Here is a 24295-nt window from a genome sequence, read left to right on the forward strand (position 1 = left end):
ACGCCCGCTGGGGCGGGCCGCCGATCCGGTGGCCCGCCCCAGCGGCCTGTCCGAGGAGAACCGATGTACTTCACCGACCGTGGCATCGAGGAGCTGGTCCAGCGCCGGGGCGACGAGGAGGTCGCCCTGGAGTGGCTCGGCGAGCGGCTGCGGGACTTCGTCGACCTGAACCCGGAGTTCGAGACCCCGATCGAGCGCTTCGCCACCTGGCTGGCCCGCCTCGACGACCCCGACGACGACTAGCCTGTGACCGAGCCCCGTCGCCGGTGGGAGGATCGATGCCGCTGAGCCCCCGTGAGATCCCCTTCCAGCAGCAGCGGCTGGAGGCGATGCAGGAGAGCTTCGACCAGTTCGCCCGCGGCGAGGACCTGTCCGAGCTGTTCGCGATGCTGATCGAGCCGGCGGAGCTGCGGGACCGGTCCCGCGACGCGCTGCGGATGTACCGGTTCGCGGCGGAGCTGAGGTTCCGCTCCATCGTTGCGCCTCCGGTGCTGTTCTCCGAGGAGTCACTGGCCTTCGACATCTGCCAACGCGAGCACACCACGATCCTCGACCACCTCCGTACCGCCCTGGAGATGGCGTACGACCGGGCCCGGCGGACGGAGTCCTTCGACCCCTGGCGGCTGGCGATCCTGCGGGACGCCGGCGAGGCGCTGCGCCACCTCGACCAGCAGACGGTGGAGCTGGAGCAGTCCCGGTCCGCCTTCGCCAGACGCACCGTCGAGGAGCACCTGAGTGGGATCGGCCGGGCCAACCAGTCAGACCGGTTCCGCGAGACCGGCGGTGCCTGCCTGCTGGTCCTCAGCAGGTACGTCCGGAATCCGGAAGCGGTCAGACCGGTGCCGAGGATACCGGCGGAGCGGCACCTCGTGACGGGCCAGCGCGCGGCCATGGCCAAGACGTACGGTGAGGCGTTCTGCGACGAGATCGCGAACATCGTCCTCTGCGCGGCGCACCGGGAACTCTACGACCCCCACCGCCGCATCGGTGACCAGATCGCCCTGCGGGCGACCATGGTGCAGTGGCAGGGCCGGCCGGAGACCCGACGGGGCCACGCCTACGTCTCGTTCGGTCTGCCGTACCACCCCGGATCGGTGGCTGTCGACGGGTGGACGGCGGAGCCGACGGTGACCAGCACGCTCAACCACTCCGTCGAGCAGTCGCACGCGTTCCGGTTTAAGGACCTGGCTCCGGCCGACGGCCGGGACTACGAGCGGGAGGCCCGCGACAGTTACCTCAACCATGCCTGGTTGGCCGCACACCCGAAGCCGGACCTGCCACGGGCCGCCTCGGTCGCCGAGACGGCCGTGCTCGCCAGTCCCGCCGTCCGGGACGTCTACCAGGTCAGACACGCGTACCACGATCGACGCGACGACCCGCGGGCCGGGCGGGCGTTGACGATCGAGGCACTTCTCACCCCGGGCCGGGACCAACTGCGCGGCGAGCCCGTGGTCCCGCCTCCGCCCACCGCCACTGCGGCGGGCGGCCCTCCGGTGCCCGGCTTCCTGGACGTTCCGGTCCCCCTACCCCCGACGCCGAAGGACACGAATCAGGGCCTGGCCCAGGTGCTGGCCTACCTCGACCGCCGGGTCCGGCCAGCGGCGCCCGCCGAGGCCACCCTTTCGCCGCCCGACGACTTCGCCCTCTCCGCCGACGTACTCGCCCGCCTGCGCCGGCACACCTCGGCACCCCGGCCCGCTCCACGACGGTGAGACGGATCACCAGGTGTCCGGGCCGGGGACCTGCCGTCTGCTGAACCGCACCGGCGGTGGAGCCGTCAACCCTCCCAGGTGCCGCGAAAGCGTCACCGTCCAATCGCCGACACCGGGAGCAGCGACATGCCGCAGGACACCATTCGGCCGGACCAGATCGCCCACCACCAGCAGGTGCTCGACGAGGCCCGGGACTCCCTGCACCAGATCCTGTTCGACCGGAAGGTCTCCGCGCTGGTGGCGGAACAGGTAGACGATCCGGCCCACCTGGACGAGTTCACCCGGAGCCTGGACGACTACCGGTGCCTGGTCGAGATGTGGGAACGCCCGTCGCGGCAACGGTTCACCCCACATGATCCCGGGTCGATCCGGCTCGAACGGATCAAGCGGAGCTACCAGCAGACCTTCGACACCGTAGGGACCTCCGTCGAGGCCGCCCACCAGCGGGCGACAGCCGGCGACGGCGGTGGGGAACTCCCGCTCCTCGCCGAGGTGCGCGACCGGCTCCGGTCGATCCGGGAACAGGAGGGCACCCTCCAGCAGGCCCGGATCGCCGCCGGCACCGTCATCGCCCACTGGATACGCGACCGTGTCCACCTGACCAACCAGGTGGACCACTTCAGCGAGACCGAGGGACGCAGTGGGGTCACGCTCCGGTTCTACGTACGGGACCAGCTGGCCCAGCTTGCCGCGCCGGACCAGGAGATCAGATACGGCCAGTGGGCGTACCTGTCGCGGTACTGCCGGGAGGCCAACTGCAATGAGGTGGTGGCCCTGGGCCTCACCATGGCCCATCGAATCCTGTACGACCAGGAGCGCCGAATCGGTGACCTGCTGACCCAGAAAATCCTGGACGTCCTCGATCCCGTGCACCGCACCGGCCGCCGCCAACACGGGGTGCTGTTCCTCGGCGATCCGGACCGTCCCGAGTCGGTGGCCGTTGAGGCGTGGACGAGGACTCCCACGGTGACCGGCGCGTTCAACTACTCCTGGGAGCAGGTGCACGCCGCCGCCTCCACGTACCAACGTACGGCGCTCGGGCGTGACCTGCTGACCGAGGCCGAGCAGTATCTCGACCACGAGTGGCTGCGGCGGAATGCGCCCCCCGCCGACCTGCGTAACCCGCTGGCGAACCGCCAGGACGCCCGGCACTACGTGGGGGCCGCCGACGTCTACGCCGTCGATCACGCCTACTACGACCGGCGGGACGACCCGCGTTTCGGTATCGCCCTGTCCCCGGGGGCCCTGCTCATGTCACTGAATCGGGACCCGCGGTTCTCGTTCGTCCCACCGGTCCCGGCACTGGTGGCGGGTCACCCGCCACCGACCGTGGCTCAGGTGGCCGGGTCCGCCCTGTCCTGGCAACCGGCGCCCACTCCGAGCGGTACCGCCGCCCCGGCCGGCCACCGCGGCACCCCGTCTCCCCCGGCTGCCCCGCAGCGCAGGTGAACACGCCGCACTGAACCGAACCGGACAATCAACCGTCATCACCGTGACAGTCATTCGTGCGAGCGGCTCGAACGCGGCGGAGAACGGGTTGTCGCACGAGACGGAGCGCACATCAGGGGAGCGACGTGCCCGTACCACGACCGGATCAGATCCCACAGCTACAGGACGAACTCAACGACCGGCGGGAGGAGTTGCACCGGCTCCTCCTCAGTGACGGTCTGCCCGAGACGTTCGACGCGCTGACCGAGAACCAGCAGTGGCGAGACAACTTCCGGCAGGCCGTCCGCCGGTACCAGTTCGTCGTCGAGATGCGCGATCGAACCTCCGACGACCGCCCGGACTTCGGCTCCGAGGAGTCGACGAGATTCGAGTCCTACCAGCGCGGATACTCCACCATCTACGCCGACCTGCAGAAGTACGTCGGTTACGCGAACACCTGGGCCCACCAGCCGGGTACCTGGATCAACGACGCCCAACGCACCGGTCTGTCCCGCGCGAACGCCCTCCTTGCGGAGGTCGAGTCACGGGAACGAGCGCTCCGGGACGGGCGCCGGGCCTGGGGTGTCCAGGCCTGTACCGAGCTGCGAAGCCAGGTGAACGTGGCGAACCAGCTGCCACGCTTCGAACAGACCTCCGGCCAGAGCCTCGGCACGCTGTACAAACTGGTGCGCAACGCCGACGCCAGGCGCGACACGTCCAGCGTCGAGGTCGAGTACGGCCAGACCGCGTTGCTGTCCCGGCACTACCGGGAGGCGGCCTGTTCCGAACTGACGGCGGCCCTGCTCGTCGCGGCCCACCGGGATCTCTACGACCGGCGCCACAAGGCCGGGGATCTGATCACGATCAAGGACTTCGCGGAACCGGCGGGCCCGTCGAGCGCGCGACGTGACCACGTGGTGCTGGTGGTCGGGCCACCGAACCACCCCGAGTCGGTCTACGTCGAACCGTGGTCGAAGACGCCGACCGTGACCGGCGCGCTGAACTACTCGATGGCACAACCGCACGCCTACGACGACGAGTATCAGCGTGAGGCGACCGGCAAGGACTACGCGGCGAAGGCGACGCAGCGCATCAACTGGAGCTGGGTGAACGCCCGTCACGTTCAACCCGCCAATCCGCCGGCGGGGGTGAACTCGACGGCGGACCTGCCGTACGCCAGACACGTGTACGACGTGCAGCACGCCTTCCACAGCCCTCCCAGCTCCGCCGGCCAGGGCCGGGCGCTGACCCAGGACAACCTGCGCCTGACCGCCGCCAACAACTTCGGTCAGCCCGTAGCCGCCCCGTTGGCGGCACAGTTCGCGACGACTCCGCAGCAGAGCACGGCGGCGTGGAATCAGGTGCAGTACTCGGCCACCCTCCAGTCACCACAACCCCAGTACGCACCTACCTACACCGGCTATCCGGCACCCGGCCACCAAACCGCCACGAGCTGGACCCCGGCCCAGACGTTGGCCTACCTCCAGTCCCAGACCGGCCAACCGAGTCAACAGCAGGGTGGCAGCAGTTGGCAGCCGCCCGCTAACTGGTCACCGCCGAGCCAGCAGGGGGGTCGGGGGCAGCGGCCAGGGTAGGACGGTCCGGTGGAACGCGGTTCCCGAAACTCTGGCACCCGTCTTCACCAGGACGGATGCGGCAGGTACCGTGACGGCCGTGTCCCCTCGCCCGTCCCTGCCCACCCGGACCGGTCGGACGGCGTTGCTGACCGCGGTCGCGCTGACCGCGCTGGTGGCCGGTTGCGGCACCGGGGCGGACGGCGGGCCGGTGGCCGAGCGGTCCACGGCCGCCACCTCACCGGCACCGCTACCGCCGATCCTCTACGTCGATCCGGACAACGCGGCGGCCGGACAGGTCACCGAGTGGGAGCGGCGGGGCCGGGCCACGGACGCCGCCGCGCTCCGGCGGATCAGCACCCGGCCGACCGCGCGGTGGCTGGTCGGTGACTCCGGCGCGGTGACCGAGGAGGTGTCGGCGTACCTGGCCGGCGCGGCCCGCGCCGGCCAGACTCCGGTGCTGGTGACGCACAACCTGCCGCAGCGCGACTGCGGCCGGCAGGGCTACGGGGGCGCCGAGACGGCCGAGGCGTACCAGCGGTGGATCCGGGAGTTGGCAGGCGGCGTACGGGGCCGTCCGGTCACGGTGATCCTCGAACCGGGGGCGGTGCCGGACGCGGTCGACCGGTGCGTGGCCGACGTCGACGAGCGGCTGGCCCTGCTCCGCGACGCGGTGGCGGTGCTCGGCAGCACCGGTAGCGCCCGGGTCTACCTGGACGCCGGACACCCGGGGTGGGTGCGGGACAGCACGAAGCTGGCGGCGGCCCTGGACCGGGCCGGCGTCGCCGGGGCCGACGGGTTCGCCCTCAACGTGGCCAACTTCGGCACCACGGCGGAGAACGTCGCCTACGGTCACCGGCTCAGCGACGCGCTGGGCGGTACGGCGAACTTCGTGATCGACACCAGCCGCAACGGCAACGGCCCGTACCCGGGTCGGACGGTGAAGGGCGCACCGAGCTGGTGCAATCCGCCGGGGCGGGCGCTCGGCGAAGAGCCGACCACCCGCACCGGCCTGGACCGGGTCGACGCCCTGCTCTGGATCAAGTACCCCGGCGAGTCCGACGGCGCCTGCCGCCCGGGCGAGCCCGAGATCGGCACCTGGTGGCCCCGGTACGCCCTGGACCTCGCCGATCACCCCGCCAGCTGACCCTCGCGGAAGGCAGCTGAACCTGCCGGGGAGGCAGCTGCGCCCTACCGGGAGACCGGTCGGACCCCAGCGGCCGGCAACCCCGGGGGCGGCGGTGTTCCGACCGCACCGGCGTTGCCCTCCAGGCCGGTCCGCTTGAGTTTCTGCCAGCCCAGCCGGCCGCCGCTGAGCGCGGTGACCACCGACTGGAGCAGCACCAGGTACATCAGCTGCCGGTAGACGAACTGTTGCAACGGCAGCACCCAGAGCACGCCGAGCTTCTCCCTGTCCAGCCGGAACGCCACGATCGCGGTGAGGAACTGCAGGCCGAGCATTGCCAGCCAGGCCAGCGCCGTCGCGGAGCGGTCCAGGAAGAGCAGGCCGTAGATGGCGAGCAGGTCGATCACCGGGGCGGTCAGCGGCAGCAGCACCCCGAACAGGGTCAGGAACGTCAGGCACCGGCGGCTGAACCGACCGGACGCGCCCCGGTCCAGCACCGATCGGCGGTGCTTCCACATCGCCTGCATGGTGCCGTAGCTCCACCGGTACCGCTGTTTCCACAGCTGGCCGAGGCTGGTCGGCGCCTCGGTCCAGGCGCGGGCGCTCTCCTCGTACACGACCTTCCAGCCGGCCCGGCCCAGCGCCATGGTGATGTCGGTGTCCTCGGCGAGGGTCTCGTCGGTCATGCCGCCGGCGTACTCCAGCGCCTCGCGGCGGAACGCGCCGATCGCCCCGGGGATGGTGGGCATGCAGCGCAGCGTCTCGTAGAGCCGACGGTCGAGGTTGAAGCCGATGACGTACTCGATGTGCTGCCACTTGGCGATCATGCTGCGCCGGTTGCCGACCTTGACGTTGCCGGCGACCGCGCCCACCCGAGGGTCCCCGAAGGGCTGGACCAGGCGGCGGACCGCGTCGGGTTCGAAGACGGTGTCGCCGTCGACCATCACGATCAGGTCGTGCCGGGCCAGGGCGACCCCGGTGTTCAGGGCGCTCGGCTTGCCGCCGTTGGGCTTGCGGACCACCCGGACGTTCGGCAGTCCGAGGCCGGCGACGATGTCGGCGGTGCCGTCGGTGGAGCCGTCGTCGACCACCACCACCTCGATCCCGCCGGGATGGTCGCCGGCGGCCAGCGAGCGGACCGCCGCCGCGATCCCCTCCTTCTCGTTGTAGGCCGGCACGATCACCGAGACCGGCTCGGTGATCGGCCTGCCCCAGGAGAAGTCCCGCCGGCGGCGTCGGCGGGCGTGCCTGATAGCCAGCAGGAACAACAGCACGGTACGCCCGATGGTGAGCACACCGACGACGACGAAGAGCACGCCGAAGACCACGAAGAGGGCATCCGCCCCCTGGACCGCCCGGATGAGCAGTTGGCCGCGCCACCGCTCCCCCGCCGAGGCGGCGGTCGGGCCGCCCGTGCCGCCGGTGGCGCCCGCCTCGGCCAGCGCCAGGTCCAGCCCGCCGCTGACCGTGGTGAAGCGGTAGCCCCGCTCCTTCATCAACGGGATGTACCTGTCGAGCGCCTCGACGGTCTGCGACCGGTCGCCACCGGAGTCGTGCCAGAGGGTGACCGCGCCGGAGTAGCCGGCCGGGGTGGCGGCGGCGATCATCGCGTCCGGGCCGTTGCGCTCCCAGTCCCGGCTGTCCAGGTCGTTGACGATGGTCAGGTAGCCGAGTTCACCGGCCTGCTGCAACAGCGGCCAGTCCTGGTCGACGAAGGCGTCCGCCCGCGAGGAGTACGGGAACCGCAGCAGGTTGCTCCGGATGCCGGTGGCCCCGGCGATGGTGAGCTGGGTCTGGGTGTACTCCATCCGGCGCTGCCAACCGGGGATCTCGGTCAGGTGCGGGTGGGTGAAGGTGTGCACCCCGAGTTCGTGCCCACCGTCGGCCAGCGTGCGGACCAGCTCCGGATTGCGTACCACCTGGTTGCCGAGGACGAAGAAGGTGCCGGGCACCTGGTGTTTGTCCAGGACCCGGAGCACCTCGGGGGTCCAGCGCGGATCCGGCCCGTCGTCGAAGGTGAGCGCGATGGTGCGCGCCGGCAGCCGGTACGACTGGGGACGGTCGGCGGTGGTGTTGACGATCGGCCCGCCCTGCAGCAGCTCGGTGGGGACGTCGTCCTGGCCGCTGCCGGTGGTGTTCTCCGCCCGGTAGTCGGGGATGAACGAGCCGTTGGCGTACGCCTCCACGAAGAGGATGCCGCCGAGCACGACGAAGACCATCGCGAAGACGGTCCAGCTCGGCCGGGGCACGTACCGCCGGGCACGGCTGATCGGTCGGCTGAGCGGGAGCGGTCGGAAGTGGCGGGTGGGGCGCTGCGGTGGGCCGGGACGGGGCTGACTCATCAGGGGGTGGTCGCCTCACCGGTGCCGGGTGGCTCCTCGGTCGATGCGGACGGGGAGGGCGGCGCCGGGCTGGTCGTCGGCGAGGTGCTCGGCGAAGCGGTGCCGCTGGGCCGGGGACTGCTCGGTCGGGGACTGCTGGGCCGGGGGCTCGGGGTGGCCTGGGAGGGGCTCGCCGACGGCGTCGGGGAGGTCGGCGTCGCGGAGGGGCTGGGGGCGCGGGTCGGTGCCGGTCGCAGCGGGGGCGCGACAGCGGTGGGCGCGCGGGAGGGGGTGGCCCGTTCGGAGGACGGCTCGGCGGCGGGCACCAGCGGTGGGGGCGGTTGCCAGGGCTCGGCGGGCTCCTCCACGAACGGGATGATGTTCTCCGGGCTGATCGGCCCACCGGCGAAGCTGACCCCGACCATCGCGGTGTACGCCACCCCGGCCAGCCCCAGGGCGTAGGCGGTCCGCCGCAGCCACCGCCGGCGGCGTCCACTCGGGTCGACGAAGACCGGGGGTGGTTCCGGGGCGACGGGGATGATCTGTGTTGGTCCCTCCACGCCAGCGAGTCTAAACGTGAATAACTTTCGTATTCTCCCTCATGTGTCCCGTCTGACATGCGCAAACGGCGTTTCGCGCTCGTTAACGGTGAGCCGGCGGTGACCACCCGGACCTAGTAGGTTGGCCGCGTGGCCCGCAGCGTCTACCTCACCAGCGTGGGTTCCGGCGGCGGAAAGTCGACCATCGCACTCGGTCTGGCCGAGCTGCTCTCCCGACAGGTGGAGCGGATCGGCGCGTTCCGACCGTTGGTCTCCAGCACCGAGCCGGATCCCATCCTTGCCCTGCTCAGCGACCGTTACCGGTTGGACGTTACAACCCCCGATCCAGCCGGGACCAGCTACGCCCAGGCGACGGCGCTGGTCGGCGAGGGGCGACGGGAGGAGCTGATCTCGCGGATCGTCGAGCGGTACCGCGAGGTCGAGCGAGGCTGCCCGGCCGTGGTCGTGGTGGGCAGTGACTTCGCCGACGGCGGGGACGGGGCCGGCCCCCGGGAGCTGGCCTTCAACGCCCGGCTGGCGGTCGAGTTCGGCAGCGTGGTGGTGCCGGTCGTCGACGGGTACGGCCAGTCGCCGGAGGCGATCGCGGCGGCGGCCCGGGGGGCGTACCACGATCTGGTGGACCTCGGGGCGACGGTGCTGGCGGTGATCGCCAACCGGGTGCCCGAGCCGATGGCCATGCCCGACCTGCCGGTGCCGGCGTACGCGATTCCCGAGGTTCCGGTCGTCTCGGCGCCGACGGTGGCCGAGGTGGCCACGGCGCTCGGTGCCACCCTGCTCGCCGGGGACGAGGCCGCGCTCGGCCGGGACGTGCTCGACTACGTGGTGGGCGCGGCACACGTACCGACCCTGTTGGACCACCTCACCGACGGCTGTCTGGTGATCACCCCGGGCGACCGGGACGACCTGCTGGTGGCGGCGAGCGCCGCGCACGTGGCCGGTCAGGTGTCGGTGGCCGGCCTGGTGCTCACCCTCGGTGAGCGACCGGATCCCCGGGCGATGCGGCTGTTCGACGGGATGGCCACCGGGCTCGCGGTACTCAGCGTGCCCAGCGACAGCTACGACACGGTGGCCGCCTCCAGCCGGATCGAGGGACGCCCCAGCGCGGCGAACCCGCGCAAGGTGGAGGCGGCGCTCGGTGCCTTCGAGGCCCACGTGGACACCGACGACCTGGCCCGCCGGCTGCGGGTCACCCGCTCCGCCCGGGTCACCCCGCTGATGTTCGAGTACGACCTGATCGACCGGGCCCGCGCCCGACGCCGCCACCTGGTGCTGCCGGAGGGCACCGAGGAACGCGTGCTGCGCGCGGCGGAGATCCTGCTGCGCCGGGGAGTGGCCGAGCTGACCCTGCTCGGCCGACCCGACGACATCGCCCGGCGAACCCGGGAGCTGGGCGTCGACATCAGCGGCGCGACCCTGGTCGACCCGGTGACCAGCCCGTGGCGCGACGAGTTCGCCGAGCGGTACGCACAGCTGCGCGCCCACCGGGGCGTCACCGCCGAGCTGGCCCACGACCGGGTCGCCCAACCGAACTACTTCGCCACCCTGATGGTGGCCGCCGGACGCGCCGACGGCATGGTCTCCGGGGCCACCCACACCACCGCCGCGACCATCCGCCCGGCCTTCGAGATCATCCGTACCGTGCCGGGGGTCTCGGTGGCCTCCAGCGTCTTCTTCATGCTGCTGGCCGACCGGGTGCTGGTCTACGGCGACTGCGCGGTCAACCGCGACCCGGACGCCGCCCAGCTCGCCGACATCGCCATCTCCTCGGCCGACACCACCGCCCGGTTCGGCATCGAGCCCCGGGTGGCCATGCTGTCCTACTCCACCGGCAGCTCCGGGGCGGGCGCCGACGTGGAGAAGGTCGCCGAGGCCACCGCGCTGGTCCGGCAACGCCGCCCGGAGCTGCTGGTCGACGGCCCGATCCAGTACGACGCGGCGATCGACCCGCAGGTGGCGGCGACGAAGCTGCCGGAGAGCCCGGTCGCCGGACGGGCCACGGTCTTCATCTTCCCGGACCTCAACACCGGCAACAACACGTACAAGGCGGTGCAGCGCTCGGCCGGTGCCGTCGCGGTCGGCCCGGTCATGCAGGGCCTGCGCCGCCCGGTCAACGACCTGTCCCGGGGCGCGACCGTGCCCGATATCGTCAACACGGTGGCGATCACCGCCATCCAGGCCGCCGGGGAGGCGTCGTCGTGAGCCGGGTACTCGTGCTCAACAGCGGATCGTCATCGGTCAAGTACCGGCTCTACGACGGTGACACGGTGGTCGACCGGGGCACCGTGGAGCGGATCGGTGAGCCCGGCGGTGGACCGGCCGACCACGCCGGGGCGGTCCGGCAGATCCTCACCGAGCTGGACCTGACCGGCCTGAGCGCGGTCGGGCACCGGGTGGTGCACGGGGGGCGGCGGTTCAGCGAGCCGGTGCTCGTCGACGACGAGGGGCTCGCCGGGATCGCCGAACTGGTGCCGCTGGCCCCGCTGCACAACCCGGCCAACCTGGCCGGCATCACCGAGGCCCGTCGGGTGCTGCCGGACGTGGCGCAGGTGGCGGTCTTCGACACCGCCTTCCACCACACCCTGCCGGAGTCGGCCGCCACGTACGCCATCGAACGCGAGGTCGCCGAGCGGTACGGCATCCGCCGGTACGGCTTCCACGGCACCTCGCACGCGTACGTCTCCCGGCGTACCGCCGAACTGCTCGACCGGCCGTACGCCGAGGTGAACACGATCACCCTGCACCTGGGCAACGGGGCCAGCGCCTGCGCGGTCGCCGGCGGGCGCAGCGTGGCCACCTCGATGGGGATGTCCCCGCTGGAGGGCCTGGTGATGGGCACCCGCAGTGGCGACCTGGACCCGACTGTCGTCTTCCACCTGCGCCGCGAGGCCGGACTCGGCGTCGACGAGATCGACGACCTGCTCAACCACCGCAGCGGGCTGCTCGGCCTGACCGGGGTCAACGACATGCGCGAGGTGCTGTCCCGCCGGGCCGCCGGCGACCCGGCCGCGAACCTCGCCTTCGACGTGTACTGCCGTCGGATCACCGGCTACGTCGGGGCGTACTACGCCCTGCTCGGCCGGGTCGACGCGGTCACCTTCACCGCCGGGGTGGGTGAACACGCCGCGCCGGTACGGGCCGCCGCCCTGGCCGGCCTGGACCGGCTCGGCATCACCGTCGACCCGGGCCGCAACGACGGCAGCGGAGACCGGGTGATCTCCCCGGCCGACGCCGAGGTGACGGTCTGCGTGATCGGCACCGACGAGGAGCGGGAGATCGCCCGACAGACCCGCGCCGTGGTGGCCGCCGAGGGCTGACCACGGCGACGGCCACCGACCGCGCCCGGCACCCGGCCGTCCCGACCCCGCAAGCCCGGCCGGGCGCGCCGGATCCGGCCGGGTGGCTGAGCGCAGCCGACCCGGAAGGGGGAACCGTCCGCCGCACGGCGATCTACCGTGAGGCCATGGGGGGCAAGCGGCTGATCGCCGTACTGATGACGGCACTGTTCACCGCCGGTGCGGCGGCGTTGACCGGTTGCGGGGTGGTCACCGGCACACCCGCCGAGGCGCTGCCGGCGGGGCACTCGCCCGAGCGGACGTACACCGTCGGGGTACGCACCCTCACCCTCGACCCGACCTCCGACCGGCCGTTGCCGGTGACCATCTGGTACCCCCGCGGGTCGGCCGGGGTGGCCACCGGCCGGTTCCCGGTGGTCCTCTACAGCCACGGCCTGCACAGCCTGCCCGAGCTGCACGCCGAGCTGACCAGCCGGTGGGCCGCCGCCGGATTCGTGGTCGCCGCCCCCGCCTACCCGCACACCAACCGCTTCGCGACCCGGTTCAACCGCGCCGACGTACGGCACCAGCCGGCCGACGCCTGGCGGGTGATCCGGCACCTGGGCCAGCTGAACACCCGTCGCGGTGACCCGTTGGCCGGTCACCTCGACGTCACCCGGGTCGGCGCGGCCGGCCACTCGGCCGGGGGTTACACCACCGCCGGCATGTTCACCGCCGGGCATCCGGCGCGGCTGCGCTCCGGCATCGTGATCGCCGGGGGCGCGCGTCCGGGCAGCCTGACTGGCCCGGCCCGACCGATGCTGTTCGTCCACGGCACGGCCGACCCGATCGTCACCGAGGCCGTCGGCCGGGCCGCCCACCACCGGGTACGCGGCCCGTCAGCCTTCCTGAGCCTGCTCGGGCAGGGCCACGGCGAGTACCTCAACCCCGGTCGTCCCGGCTTCGCCCAGGTGCTGGCGACCACCACCGACTTCCTGCGCTGGACGCTCTACGGCGACCAGTCGGCCCGCACCCGCCTACCCACCGACGCCCGCCTCCCCGGCGTAACCACCTACGACACCCGCCCCACCTGGTAAGGAAGGGCCCCTTCTTAACGCATACGGTCGAGAAGGGCACCCTTCTCACAGCCCGCCGGCCGGCCCGCGCACCCCGGCCGGTCGGTACACCCCCGTCGACCCACGCACCGCCGTCGATCCACGCACCCCCGTCGACCCACGCACCCCAGTCGGCCCACGCAGCACGGTCGGCCCGCGCACCGCCGTCGACCCACGCACCGCCGTCGGCCCGCGCAGCACGGTCGGCACGCGCAGCCCGGTCGGCACGCGCAGTCGGTGGGCGCGGGTGGGCTGGCCACGATGAGTAACCGGTCCGGGGCCCGTTGTCGACGCCGCGTCGAAGTGCCGTCGGCACCAGGCACAATCGGACTCATGTTTCCCCGCCGTATCTGTGCCCTACTGACCGCCGCCGTGCTCACCGTCGGGGTCGCGGGCTGTTCGACCGAGGAGCCGCCACGCTCACCGGCCGCGCCGGCCGACCCGCCGGCTGCGGCGGCCACCCCGACGCCCCGGGTCTCCGCCGTGACCGCCCCGACCCGGACCCACGCGGTCGGCGTACGCCAACTCAAGCTGAAGCGGGACGACCGGGCGCTGCCGGTGGAGCTCTGGTACCCGGCGCGGGGCCGGGCCGGCGGCGAGCCGGACCGGGACGCCGACGCCGCGGCCGGACAGTTCCCGGTGGTGGTGTTCAGCCACGGCCTGGGCGGCGAGCCGGACGACTACCAGGAGCTGCTCAGCCGCTGGGCGGCGGCCGGTTTCGTGGTCGCCGCGCCGACCTTCCCGCAGACCAGTCGGGGTAGCGCCGGCAACGTGCTGGACGTGCTCAACCAGCCGGCCGACGTGTCGTACGTGCTGGACGAGGTGCTGGCGTTGGACGACCGCGACGGTGACGCGCTGCGGGGCCGACTGGACACCGCCCGGGTGGCGGCGGCCGGGCACTCCGCGGGCGGGGTGACCACCATCGGGCTCTTCACCGTCGGGCGGGACGAGCGGTTGGGCGCGGGGGTGGTCTTCGCCGGCACCGCCCTCGGGGTGGGCACCGCCTTCGCCGGGGCGGCCGCCCCGCAGTTGTTCGTGCACGGCGAGTTGGACGAGGTGGTCGAGTACGCCGCCGGCAAGGCGGTGTACGACAAGGTGCCCTGGCCGAAGGCCATGCTCAGCCTGCCCAAGGGCGACCACGGACGCGACCTGCTCTCCGACGACGACACGCTACGGGTGGTCTCGGACACCACAGTCGAGTTCCTCCGCTGGTCCCTCTACGGCGACGAGGCGGCCAAACGCCGGATGGTCACCGAAGCCGCCCGGGGCGACCTGGCCACCCTCGACAACCGCCTGTAAGGAAGGGCCCCCGCTTAACGCATACGGTCGAGAAGGGCACCCTTCTCACACCCGGGGCGGGACCGTCACGCCTGGTGGTCGATGACGATCTTGCCGAAGGCCTGACCGGTGTGCAGGTGGGCGAAGGCCTCGTCGATCCGGCTGAACGGGACGACGCTGTCGACCACCGGCTGAATCTTCCGCTCGGCGCAGAAGGCGAGCAGGTCACGTAGCTCCTCGGGGGTCCCCATCGAGGTGCCGAGGATCTCCAGCCGCATGGCGAAGACCCGGCGCAGGTTGACCTTCGGCTCGTGGCCGGCGGTGGCGCCGGAGACCACGATGCGGGCCATCGGCGCGGCGGACTTCAGCGAGTGGTCGAAGGTGGCCGCGCCGACGGTCTCGACCACCACGTCCACCCGCTCCGGCAGCCGGGCCCCGGGTTCCACGGCGGTCGCGCCCAGCTCGGCTACGCGCTCTCGTTTGGCGGCGTCGCGGCTGGTGGCGTACACCCGTTTGCCCATCGCGACGGCGAGCGCGACGGCGGCGGTGGCGACCCCGCCGCCCGCGCCCTGGACCAGGACCGCGTCGGCCTCGTCGGCCCGGCCCACGGTCCGCAGCATCCGCCAGGCGGTCAACCAGGCCGTGGGCAGGCACGCCGCGTCGGTGAGCGACATCCCCGCCGGCAGCGCCAGCAGATTCGACCGGGGTACGGCGACCCGCTCGGCGAAGGTACCGGGGAAGCGCTCGGAGAGGATGGAGATGCCGCGCGGGTCGCCCGGATCGGCGATCACGGGGTAGACCACGACCTCGTTGCCATCGGGGTCGATGCCGGCGGCGTCGCAGCCGAGGATCATCGGCAGCCGGTCGGCCGGCAGCCCCACCCCGCGCAGCGACCAGAGGTCGTGGTGGTTCAGCGAGCTGGCCCGGACCTCGACGGTCACCCAGTCGTCCGCCGGGTGCACGGGCTCGGGTCGCTCGCCGACGGTGAGGGCGGCGAGCGGGTTGTCGGCGTCGGTTCCGGAGGCGAAGGCAGCACGCATGCCCCGGACCGTAACAAGGCAGACCGCGGTTAAGAAGGGGCCCCTGCTATACCGAAAGCGTTAACAGGGGGCCCTTCCTTACACGTCAGGGGCGGGTTACGCGGTCGCGGCGGGCGGCTTCGGCGACCGCTGCGGCGACCGCCGGGGCGACCCGGGGGTCCAGTGGGGACGGCACGATCGCGTCGGCGGTCAGCTCGCCGTCGACCACGGCGGCGATGGCGTCGGCGGCGGCCACCTTCATGGCGTCGGTGATCCGGGTGGCGCGGGCCTGGAGCGCGCCCTGGAAGACGCCGGGGAAGGCGAGCACGTTGTTGATCTGGTTGGGGTGGTCGCTGCGCCCGGTGGCGACCACCGCGACGTGCCGGGCGGCCACCTCGGGGTCGACCTCGGGGGTCGGGTTGGCCAGGGCGAAGACGATGCCGTCGGGGGCCATGCCGGCCACCGCCGCCTCGGGGATCCGCCCGCCGGAGACCCCGACCAGCACGTCCGCGCCCCGCAGGGCCTCGGTGATGTCGCCCTGGCGGCCCTCGGCGTTGGTGGTGGCGGCCAGCTCGGCCTTGGTCTCGGTGAGGCCGTCGCGGTGCCGGCCGATGATGCCCTGCGAGTCGCAGACCACCACCCGGTCCGGGTCGACGCCCCCGGCCACCAGCATCCGGGTGACCGCGACGCCGGCGGCGCCCGCGCCGCTGACCGCCACCCGCAGGTCGCCGAGCTTGCGGTGCAGCAGGGTCGCCGCGTTGCGCAGCGCGGCCAGCACGACGATCGCGGTGCCGTGCTGGTCGTCGTGGAAGACCGGGATCGACAGCGCCTCGTCGAGGCGGCGTTCGATCTCGAAGCAGCGCGGCGCGCTGATGTCCTCCAGGTTGATCCCGCCGAAGGAGGGGGCCAGCGCGATGACCGTGGCGACGATCTCGTCGACGTCCCGGGTGTCCAGGCAGATCGGCACCGCGTCCACCCCGCCGAACTGTTTGAAGAGCACCGCCTTGCCCTCCATCACCGGCAGGGCGGCGCGGGGGCCGATGTCACCCATCCCGAGTACGGCGGTCCCGTCGGTCACCACGGCGACGGTGTGCGACACCCAGGTGTAGTCGTCGACGAGGGCGGGGTCGGCGGCGATCGCCGCGCAGACCCGGGCCACCCCCGGTGTGTACGCGAGGGAGAGGTCCTCCCGGCTGGTCAGGGGGACCGTCGAGGCGACGGCGAGCTTGCCGCCGACGTGCAGTCGGAAGACGGGATCAGCGGCGTCCACGGAGGACGTAGGCATGGTGACTCCAGGATCTGTCGAGCAGATGAGGCGGCCGGCGCGGGCACGAGGTGAGGCGACGAGCGGCGGCGCGCGGTGCGGGGGTCACCCGGACACCTGCCGAGCATAGTGTCAGCGGCCCGACAAGGTTGTGAGTAGGGTCATAACGGGAGTCGGCCGATCCGCCCCGGCCGGGGCCAGTAGCGGACCAGCACCCGTCCCCGTACGTCCGCCACACCGTACGTGCGGGAGTCGTCGGTGCCGAGGTCGTTGTCTCCGCGTACCCACCAGCCACCGTCCTGGGGGCGGACCGCGCGCTTGATCACCAGGAGGTCCGGTCGGGCGCGGAAGACCGCGACCACGACGTCCCCGGGCCGGATGGGTCGGCCCCCGGGCCGCACCAGCACCGCGTCGCCGTGGCGCAGCGTCGGCGACATGGAGGGCCCGTGCACCCCGACGGGCACCAGCAGCCCCCGCAGCCGGGGTGCGGAACCACCGTTCTCCACAGGCATCGGGGTTTCACCTCCGCCCCGCTGGAGAGCATCTCCAGGAGTAATGTCAGCTTGGATCATCGCAAACGTCCCATGGAGGAAACCGATGCGACTTCCGCGCATCCTTGCACCCCGCGTAACCGCCAGCGCCCACTGCGACCTGCCGTGCGGCGTCTACGACCCGGCACAGGCCCGGATCGAGGCCGAGTCGGTCAAAATGATCTGCGAGAAGTACCAGGCGAACACCGACCCGGAGTTCCGTACCCGGGCGATCCTGATCAAGGAGCAGCGGGCGGAACTGGTCAAGCACCACCTCTGGGTGCTCTGGACCGACTACTTCAAGCCGCCGCACTTCGAGAAGTACCCGCACCTGCACCAGCTGTTCAACGAGGCCACCAAGCTGGCCGGTGCCGCCGGCGCCAAGGGCGGCACCGACCCGGCCAAGGCCGACGAGCTGCTGACCAAGATCGACGAGATCGCGAAGATCTTCTGGGAGACCAAGAAGGCCTGAGTCCTTCGCGTCGGACCGACCTCCGGCCGGCACGCCCGTCGGGCGTGCCGGCCGTCGTCTTCGGCGCCCCACACCACCGTCTCCGCACGGACGAGGGTGACCGTCGCCACGCAATACCGCGACCTACCGGGTAGAGTCCCCGACCGGGGGGATGAGGGTGACTCAACTGACCGGCCAACCGACCATCGACGACGACATCGTGCACCTCACCGTGCCTGCGGACGGGGGCTACCTGGGGGTGCTCCGGACCGCGACGGCGGGCCTCGCGGCCCGGCTGCAGTTCGCCCTGGACGAGATCGAGGACCTGCGGATCGCGGTGGACGAGGCCTGCGCCATGCTGCTCGCCATCACCACCCGCGACGCCGAGCTGGAGTGCCGCTTCACGGTGACCGAGGACGCGTTGACCGTCGAGGTGACCGTGCCGACGGTACGCGGGGCGGCGCTGCCCTCCGAGTCGTCCTTCGCGTGGAAGGTGCTCACCGCACTGACCACCGAGGCCTCGGCACAGGCCGCCGGCGGGCGCGCGACGATCTCCCTGCTGACCCGGCGCGGCGCCGGCTACTGATCCGGCTCCCGGTCGAAGCCGAGGGCACGGTTGGTGGGAGTGCTCAGCAACAGGCCGCAGACGCCGAGACCCAGGGCGATCAGCGGTACGCCGAGCCAGCCCAGCCCGCCCTGGACCATGTACCAGCCGACCGGCAGCAGCATCAGCTCCAGCACGATGGCCGGTGCGCGGGCGCCGGAGCGCCGACGGGCCAGCGCCGAGCCGAGCGCCCAGAGCGCGGCGGCGCCGCCGATCGCGAAGGCGGTCACCAGCAGCGCCGAGGTCAGGTCGGTGGTGGTGGCGGTGAGGTCGGCCCAGACCAGCCAGCCGGCGACCAACCCGAGCGCCACCGCCTCCGCCTGAAGCAGCCGGGACGCCCAACGGAGGGTGCCAGGCAGCGCGTCGGAGTCGATGGTCACTCGCGTCACGATACCCGTGGGCGGTCGCGGTACAGTGCCGCCCATGCGGGCCATCCTGGTGGTCAACCCGAAGGCCACCACCACCAGCGAGCGCAGTCGGGATCTTCTGGTCCGGGCGCTGCGCAGTGAGGTCGATCTCTCGGTGCGGTACACCCGCCGCCGCGGACACGCGGCGGACCTGGCCCGGGAGGCGGCCGACGAAGGCATCGAGCTGGTCGTCACCCTCGGTGGCGACGGCACGGTCAACGAGGTGGTCAACGGGTTGATGGCGGCCCGGGCGGCGACCTCGGCCGACGGCGGACCGTCGGCGGAGCGGCTGCCGGCGTTGGCCACCGTGCCGGGCGGCTCGACAAACGTCTTCGCCCGTGCGCTCGGGCTGCCCCGGGAGTGGTCCGAGGGCGCCAGCATGATCCTGGAGGGCCTGCGGTTGGGCCGCAGCCGGACGATCGGGCTCGGCCGGGCCGACGACCGCTACTTCACCTTCTGCGCCGGCTTCGGGCTCGACGCGGCCGTGATCCACCGGGTGGAGCAGGCCCGCCGTCGGGGCCGGGTCTCCACCCCCACGTTGTACCTGCGCTCGATGCTCCAGCAGTACTTCCTCGACTCGGACCGCCGGCATCCGGCGATCGCGGTGGAGCGTCCGGGCGAGGATGCCGAGGGCGGGCTCGGCACGGTCATCGTGCAGAACACCGCGCCGTGGACGTACGTCGGGGACCGGGAGATCAACCCGAATCCGACCGCGTCGTTCGATCTGGGGCTGGATGTGCTGGCACTACGCCAGCTCCGCGTTGCCAGCACGACACGTACCGTCACGCAGTTCCTCTCCCAACACCCCGATCCACAGGGCCGACACGTTCTCCGGCTGCACGACCAGGCGGAGTTCACCCTGGTCTCGGCGCGCCCCCAGGCTTTTCAACTGGACGGGGACTACCTTGGCGAGCGGGAGAAAGTTAGATTCACATCCGTTCCGGCCGCACTGAGAGTAATCTGCTAGGTCTCGGGTACAGCCCTTGGTCGACGCGGTGCCCGACCGCGTCGATGCTGTGGCTGTCATCCCGGGAAGGGCAGGTGTGCCGGAAATGTCAACGATGTCTCGCAGACTGTACTATATTGACCCCCGACTGTTACACGCCGAGTAATCAGAACTACCGCAAAACCGGGCAAAGACGTCGTGAGCTTGCTCACCGCCCGGAGTTTTTCCGAGCGTCACCCTTGACATCGCGTAAGTTCGTGAAAGTATTCACAAGCGAACTTGAGTCACCGGGACCGCGGCCGGGACGAGCTTGCACCTCCGAGCTCCCCGCGCAGGTCCCAGCGACCAACCGACAGGCCTGCTCACGCAATGCCACATTGACGGCCGCGAACCGTCACCGACGGCACTGCGTACGCATAGGAAAAAGCACAAGCGTCACTGCCACCCATCCAGAATGAGGAGTGTTGCCGCCATGGACTGGCGTCACCATGCTGTCTGCCGCGACGAGGACCCGGAGCTGTTCTTCCCGATCGGGACGTCCGGACCGGCTCTCCTGCAGGTCGAGCAGGCCAAGGCTGTCTGCCGGCGCTGCTCCGTGACCGACCAGTGCCTGCAGTGGGCACTGGAATCCGGTCAGGACGCTGGCGTCTGGGGTGGAATGAGCGAGGAGGAGCGCCGCGCCGTGAAGCGTCGCGGTGGCCTCCGGGTGCTGCGCGCTCACTCCGCCTGACCTGTATCACTACGACGAACCCGGAACGCCCCGGCCGGACCAACCGGCCGGGGCGTTTCGCTGTCCACCGCCACACCGAAAGTGGCCACCGGGTCACCGAGCGGTAGTGGTGTGACCACCGTCGCGTGGACCGGCGTTGCCGACCGTCGACCGGACGCGGCGTGACCGTGCCCTCACGAACCGGTCGCGTCGACCCGACGCAGCACCAGCTCGGCCAACTCCGGCACGTCGGTGAGCGCGCCCGCCACGGTCACCGCCCCGGCCCGCCGGGACGACTCGACCACGGCGTCGTGGAAGAAACCGGGCGCCAGGAAGTACGCCGAGACCGCCACCCGACGGGCCCCCGCCGCCCGTAACCGGGCCACCGCCGCACCGGCTGCCGGCGGTGCGGCCGAGGCGTACGCCACCCGGCAGGGCACGTCGAACCGGGCCGCCAGGGCCGCCGCGACCCGCCCCACCGACGCCCGTGCCGACGCGTCCCGGGTACCCGCCGCCGCCAGCACCAGTGCGTCGAAGCGTCCCGGCTCCGCCTCCGCCAGCCGCCGGTCGAGCGCGGCGAGCAACGCCGGATCCACCGTGCCGTCGGCGGGACCGAGCACCTCGGCCAGGCGTACCGTCAGGGCCGCCCCGGCGTCACGGGCAGCGGCGACCGCCGCCGGGATGTCCACCCGCCGGTGGTACGCGGCGGTCAGCAGCAGCGGCACCAGCACCGCCCGGGAGCATCCGGCGGACGCCAACGACCGCAGCACCTCGGTCGGCCCCGGATCGGTGTGGTCCAGCCAACTGGGCAGCACCGACAGGCCGGGGCGGGCCGCCTCGACCGCCCGGGCCAGCGCCCTGGTCGCCTCGGCCGCCCGGGGATCCCGACTGCCGTGCGCCACCAGCAGGACCGGATCGGCCCCGCCCGGTGGACCCGCGGCAGGTGGGACGGCGCCGGGCAGCGGTCGCGTGCCGCGCGGCCCGCCCGGCGGCGGGTCCGGGTCGCCGGTCAGACGTGCAGCCCGCACTCGGTCTTCTCGAACATGGCCCACCGGCCGGACCGGGGGTCCTCCCCCGCCTTGGTCCGGCGGGTGCACGGCCAGCAGCCGATCGAGCCGTACCCGCGCCGAAGAAGCTCGTTGACCGGGATGTCGTACCGGGCGACGTAGCGGTCCACGTCGGCCTGGCTCCAGGCCGCGATCGGGTTGACCTTGACCCGGCCCCGCCGGGCGTCGAAGGTGACCACCGGGGTGTTCGCCCGGCTCGGGGACTCGTCCCGACGCAGGCCGGCGGCCCAGGCGTCGTAGTCACCGAGCGCCCGCTCCAACGGCTCGACCTTGCGCAGCTGGCAGCAGTCGTCCGGCGAGCGGTTGAACAGGCGCGGACCGTACTCGCCGTCCTGCTGCCCCACGGTGAGCCGGGGCCGGATCGACCGGACGTTCACCGGCAGCCGCCGGGCCACCTCGTCGCGGACCCGCAGGGTCTCCGGAAAGTGCAACCCGGTGTCCAGGAAGACCACGTCCACCCCGGGCGCGACCCGGGAGACCAGGTGGGCCAGGACCGCGTCCGCCATCGAACTGGTCACGCAGAACCGGTCGCCGAAGGTCTCGGCCGCCCACCGCGCGATCTCCAGCGCGGGTGCCCCCTCCAGCTCCCGACCGGCGGTCTCGGCCAACGTCCGCAGCTCGGCCGCGGAGCGGCGGGCCGGATCCTGCCGGGCACCAGGACCGACCAGCCCGAGCCCCGCCGCCGACACCAACCCCGCACTCAGCTGAGCTGGTCTTCCGTTCGCGACTGCGGGGCTCGCAAGCTCACTCCTCGCGCTCACCGAGCCACCGCCTGGGAGAGGAGGCCGGCGAACTTGACGGTGAAGACCCGGGCGCAGGCGTGGCACTCCCATGCGCCGTGTCCGGCCTCGTTCGGCCGCAGGTCCTCCTCACCGCAGTACGGGCAGTACAGCGGTGCGGAACGAGTCTCGCTCATCTCAGCTCCTCCTCGTCGACCCGGACAACCCAGTTGGCGAACGTCTCGCCGTCGGTCCGACCGGCCAGGTAACGACGGGCCAGCCGCTCCACGTACTCGGGAAGCTCCTCGGCGGTGGTCTTCAGGCCGCGCAGCTTGCGGCCGAAACCGGCGGTCTGCCCCTGCGCCATGCCCAGGCCGCCACCGAGGTGCACCTGGAAGCCCTCTACCTGACGACCGTCCGGGCCCACCACCAGCTGCCCCTTCAGGCCGATGTCGGCGACCTGGGTCCGGGCGCAGGCGTTCGGGCAGCCGTTGATGTGGATGGAGATGTCCGCGTCGAACTCACGCAGCCGTTCCTCCAGCCGGGCCACCAGCTCCTCACCGCGGGCCTTGGTCTCGACGATGGCGAGCTTGCAGTACTCGATGCCGGTGCAGGCCATGGTGCCGCGCCGCCAGGCCGACGGCCGGGCCTCCAGGCCGATCTGGCGGAGCGCCCCGACCAGGGACTCCGTCCGCTCCGGCGCGACATCCAACACCAGGAGCTTCTGGTACGGGGTGAAGGCGATCCGGTCGCTGCCGTGGGTGGCCACCGCATCGGCGAGTTCGGCGAGCTGGGTGCCGGAGACCCGCCCGACCACCGGGGCGGCCCCGACGTAGTTACGCCCGTCGCGCTGCGGGTGCACGCCGATGTGGTCGAGGGGCTTGCTCGGCAGCTGCGGAGCCGGGCCGTCCAGCAGCGTCCGGCCGAGGTACTCCTTTTCCAGGATCTCCCGGAACTTCGTCACGCCCCAGTCGGCGACCAGGAACTTCAACCGGGCCCGGTTACGCAGCCGGCGGTAGCCGTAGTCGCGGAAGATGCCTACCACGCCGGCCCACACGTCCGGGATCTCGTCCAGCGGCACCCAGACCCCGAGCCGCTTGGCAAGCATCGGGTTGGTGGAGAGCCCGCCACCGACCCAGAGATCGAAACCGGGGCCGTGCTCGGGGTGCTCGACCCCGAGGAAGGCGATGTCGTTGGCCTCGTACGGGGTGTCGGGCAGCCACGAGATCGTCGACTTGAACTTGCGGGGGAGGTTGGAGTACCGCTTGTCACCGACGTACCGGCGGACGATCTCGTCGATCGCCGGCGTCGGGTCGACCACCTCGTCCCGGGCGACCCCGGCGACCGGGCTGCCCAGCACGATCCGGGGGCAGTCGCCGCACGCCTCGGTGGTCTGCAGGCCGACCGCCTCCAGCCGACGCCAGATCTCCGGCATGTCCTCGACCCGGATCCAGTGGTACTGGATGTTCTGCCGGTCGGTGATGTCCGCGGTGTCCCGGGCGAACTCGGTGGAGATCTCCGCGAGCACCCGGAGCTGGGCCACGGTCAGCTGCCCGCCGTCGATGCGGACCCGGAGCATGAAGAACTCGTCCTCCAGCTCGTGCGGCTCCAGCACGGCGGTACGCCCACCGTCGATGCCCGCCTTGCGCTGGGTGTAGAGGCCCCACCAGCGGAACCGACCGCGCAGGTCGACCGGGTCGATCGAGGCGAAGCCCCCGTGGGCGTAGATGTTCTCGATCCGGGCGCGGACGTTGAGCGGGTCGTCGTCCTTCTTCGTCCGCTCGTTGGCGTTGAGCGGCTCGCGGTGGCCGAGTGCCCACTGCCCCTCCCCGCGTGGCCGGCGGGGGGCCCGAGCCTTGGGTGCCGTCGGGTCCTGGGACCGGGCCGGGGTGCTGCTGACCGCCATCGCGGCGTCCTCCATCGTCTGGGGCGGTGCCTCGGTGGGGGCGCGGGCGCGGCGGCCGGCCCATGCTGGGCCGTGACGGCGGTGTCTTCGACAGGCCGGCGCGGGACGCACCCGAGACAGAGTGGGTCGGGCGTCCTCAGTAGGCCGGACAGATCGCGCTGCGTACGCGGCCGTAATCGACGTGGCGGCGAGCCACGAAGCGGCGGACGACAGCGGCGGTCATGCGCCCATGCTGCCACAACCGGACTCCGCCGGCCAAGGACCCGGTGTCCCATCCCACATCACGG

Annotated in this window: 23 protein-coding genes; 14 read left to right on the forward strand and 9 right to left on the reverse strand. The window is 72.1% G+C overall.

Translation table 11 applies throughout. The annotated features are described in order from the left end of the window. Positions 1–63: 63 nt before the first annotated feature. The 5 genes from GA0070617_RS24405 to GA0070617_RS24425 all read left to right on the forward strand — a co-directional run bounded on the left by GA0070617_RS24405 (position 64) and on the right by GA0070617_RS24425 (position 5861). Positions 64–243: a DUF6104 family protein gene (locus GA0070617_RS24405; RefSeq protein WP_091443218.1), complete on the forward strand. Its 180-nt coding sequence runs from the start codon at positions 64–66 to the stop codon at positions 241–243. A 35-nt stretch (positions 244–278) separates the two neighbouring features. After that, entirely contained in the window at positions 279–1712 is a 1434-nt protein-coding gene (locus GA0070617_RS24410) for a hypothetical protein (protein ID WP_091443220.1), read from the forward strand. A 126-nt stretch (positions 1713–1838) separates the two neighbouring features. Further along, positions 1839–3161: a hypothetical protein gene (locus GA0070617_RS24415; protein ID WP_091443223.1), complete on the forward strand. Its 1323-nt coding sequence runs from the start codon at positions 1839–1841 to the stop codon at positions 3159–3161. A gap of 125 nt (positions 3162–3286) precedes the next feature. After that, positions 3287–4735: a hypothetical protein gene (locus GA0070617_RS24420; RefSeq protein ID WP_091443226.1), complete on the forward strand. Its 1449-nt coding sequence runs from the start codon at positions 3287–3289 to the stop codon at positions 4733–4735. 79 nt (positions 4736–4814) lie between these two features. Beyond that, positions 4815–5861, forward strand: coding sequence for a glycoside hydrolase family 6 protein (locus GA0070617_RS24425; protein WP_229688640.1), 1047 nt, complete (start codon positions 4815–4817; stop codon positions 5859–5861). A 44-nt stretch (positions 5862–5905) separates the two neighbouring features. On the opposite strand, the gene GA0070617_RS24430 is transcribed toward GA0070617_RS24425, so the two are convergent. Continuing rightward, positions 5906–8182 carry a bifunctional polysaccharide deacetylase/glycosyltransferase family 2 protein gene (locus GA0070617_RS24430; RefSeq protein WP_091443230.1) on the reverse strand — a complete coding sequence of 759 codons (2277 nt, stop codon included), beginning with the start codon at positions 8180–8182 and terminating at the stop codon, positions 5906–5908. Between the two features lie 6 nt (positions 8183–8188). On the opposite strand from GA0070617_RS24430, the gene GA0070617_RS24435 reads away from it, so the two are divergent. The 5 genes from GA0070617_RS24435 to GA0070617_RS24455 all read left to right on the forward strand — a co-directional run bounded on the left by GA0070617_RS24435 (position 8189) and on the right by GA0070617_RS24455 (position 14407). Continuing rightward, positions 8189–8623, forward strand: a complete 435-nt coding sequence (locus GA0070617_RS24435; RefSeq protein WP_091443233.1) for a hypothetical protein — start codon at positions 8189–8191, stop codon at positions 8621–8623. A gap of 227 nt (positions 8624–8850) precedes the next feature. After that, a complete protein-coding gene (gene pta, locus GA0070617_RS24440) occupies positions 8851–10920 on the forward strand; it encodes a phosphate acetyltransferase (protein ID WP_091443236.1) in 2070 nt (689 codons plus the stop codon). Beyond that, positions 10917–12035: an acetate/propionate family kinase gene (locus tag GA0070617_RS24445; protein ID WP_091443239.1), complete on the forward strand. Its 1119-nt coding sequence runs from the start codon at positions 10917–10919 to the stop codon at positions 12033–12035. The genes pta and GA0070617_RS24445 overlap by 4 nt, the downstream gene beginning before the upstream one ends. 146 nt (positions 12036–12181) lie before the next feature. Next, the gene (locus GA0070617_RS24450) at positions 12182–13090 is read left to right on the forward strand and encodes an alpha/beta hydrolase family protein (RefSeq protein ID WP_091443243.1); all 909 of its coding nucleotides are present in this window, start codon (positions 12182–12184) and stop codon (positions 13088–13090) included. A 351-nt stretch (positions 13091–13441) separates the two neighbouring features. Further along, complete coding sequence (locus GA0070617_RS24455) at positions 13442–14407, forward strand: alpha/beta hydrolase family protein (protein WP_091443245.1); 966 nt, start codon at positions 13442–13444, stop codon at positions 14405–14407. 65 nt (positions 14408–14472) lie between these two features. On the opposite strand, the gene GA0070617_RS24460 is transcribed toward GA0070617_RS24455, so the two are convergent. The 3 genes from GA0070617_RS24460 to GA0070617_RS24470 form a co-directional block, all read right to left on the reverse strand. Then, a complete protein-coding gene (locus GA0070617_RS24460) occupies positions 14473–15426 on the reverse strand; it encodes a zinc-binding dehydrogenase (RefSeq protein WP_091443249.1) in 954 nt (317 codons plus the stop codon). 85 nt (positions 15427–15511) lie between these two features. Next, positions 15512–16690 (reverse strand): NAD(P)-dependent malic enzyme, encoded by a 1179-nt coding sequence (locus GA0070617_RS24465; RefSeq protein ID WP_091443252.1) that lies wholly within the window; start codon positions 16688–16690, stop codon positions 15512–15514. 140 nt (positions 16691–16830) lie between these two features. After that, positions 16831–17181 (reverse strand): S26 family signal peptidase, encoded by a 351-nt coding sequence (locus GA0070617_RS24470; protein WP_091443254.1) that lies wholly within the window; start codon positions 17179–17181, stop codon positions 16831–16833. An 85-nt stretch (positions 17182–17266) separates the two neighbouring features. Between GA0070617_RS24470 and sodN the strand changes: the two genes are divergently transcribed. Both sodN and GA0070617_RS24480 read left to right on the forward strand, forming a co-directional pair. Continuing rightward, positions 17267–17671, forward strand: a complete 405-nt coding sequence (gene sodN / locus GA0070617_RS24475; RefSeq protein WP_091443256.1) for a superoxide dismutase, Ni — start codon at positions 17267–17269, stop codon at positions 17669–17671. A gap of 157 nt (positions 17672–17828) precedes the next feature. Continuing rightward, positions 17829–18236, forward strand: coding sequence for an ATP-binding protein (locus GA0070617_RS24480; RefSeq protein WP_091447259.1), 408 nt, complete (start codon positions 17829–17831; stop codon positions 18234–18236). Here GA0070617_RS24480 and GA0070617_RS24485 read toward each other — a convergent pair. After that, positions 18230–18634, reverse strand: a complete 405-nt coding sequence (locus tag GA0070617_RS24485) for a hypothetical protein (RefSeq protein WP_091443258.1) — start codon at positions 18632–18634, stop codon at positions 18230–18232. The two genes, GA0070617_RS24480 and GA0070617_RS24485, sit on opposite strands and share 7 nt — an antisense overlap. 43 nt (positions 18635–18677) lie before the next feature. Between GA0070617_RS24485 and GA0070617_RS24490 the strand changes: the two genes are divergently transcribed. After that, positions 18678–19628, forward strand: a complete 951-nt coding sequence (locus GA0070617_RS24490; protein WP_091443261.1) for a diacylglycerol/lipid kinase family protein — start codon at positions 18678–18680, stop codon at positions 19626–19628. A 451-nt stretch (positions 19629–20079) separates the two neighbouring features. Beyond that, complete coding sequence (locus GA0070617_RS24495) at positions 20080–20337, forward strand: WhiB family transcriptional regulator (protein ID WP_007072794.1); 258 nt, start codon at positions 20080–20082, stop codon at positions 20335–20337. Positions 20338–20510: 173 nt separating this feature from the next. Here GA0070617_RS24495 and GA0070617_RS24500 read toward each other — a convergent pair whose 3' ends face one another. From GA0070617_RS24500 to GA0070617_RS24510, 4 genes are read right to left on the reverse strand one after another with little or no spacing between them, the layout of a single operon-like run. Further along, the gene (locus GA0070617_RS24500; protein ID WP_091447263.1) at positions 20511–21278 is read right to left on the reverse strand and encodes a sirohydrochlorin chelatase; all 768 of its coding nucleotides are present in this window, start codon (positions 21276–21278) and stop codon (positions 20511–20513) included. A 47-nt stretch (positions 21279–21325) separates the two neighbouring features. Then, a complete protein-coding gene (locus tag GA0070617_RS24505) occupies positions 21326–22087 on the reverse strand; it encodes a phosphoadenylyl-sulfate reductase (protein ID WP_229688642.1) in 762 nt (253 codons plus the stop codon). A 53-nt stretch (positions 22088–22140) separates the two neighbouring features. Further along, the gene (locus GA0070617_RS30790) at positions 22141–22299 is read right to left on the reverse strand and encodes a hypothetical protein (RefSeq protein ID WP_175440644.1); all 159 of its coding nucleotides are present in this window, start codon (positions 22297–22299) and stop codon (positions 22141–22143) included. Then, the gene (locus GA0070617_RS24510) at positions 22296–24008 is read right to left on the reverse strand and encodes a nitrite/sulfite reductase (protein WP_091447267.1); all 1713 of its coding nucleotides are present in this window, start codon (positions 24006–24008) and stop codon (positions 22296–22298) included. Before GA0070617_RS24510 ends, GA0070617_RS30790 begins: the two co-directional genes overlap by 4 nt. Positions 24009–24295: the final 287 nt, after the last annotated feature.

The sequence above is a fragment of the Micromonospora yangpuensis genome, assembly GCF_900091615.1.
Lineage (GTDB): Bacteria > Actinomycetota > Actinomycetes > Mycobacteriales > Micromonosporaceae > Micromonospora > Micromonospora yangpuensis.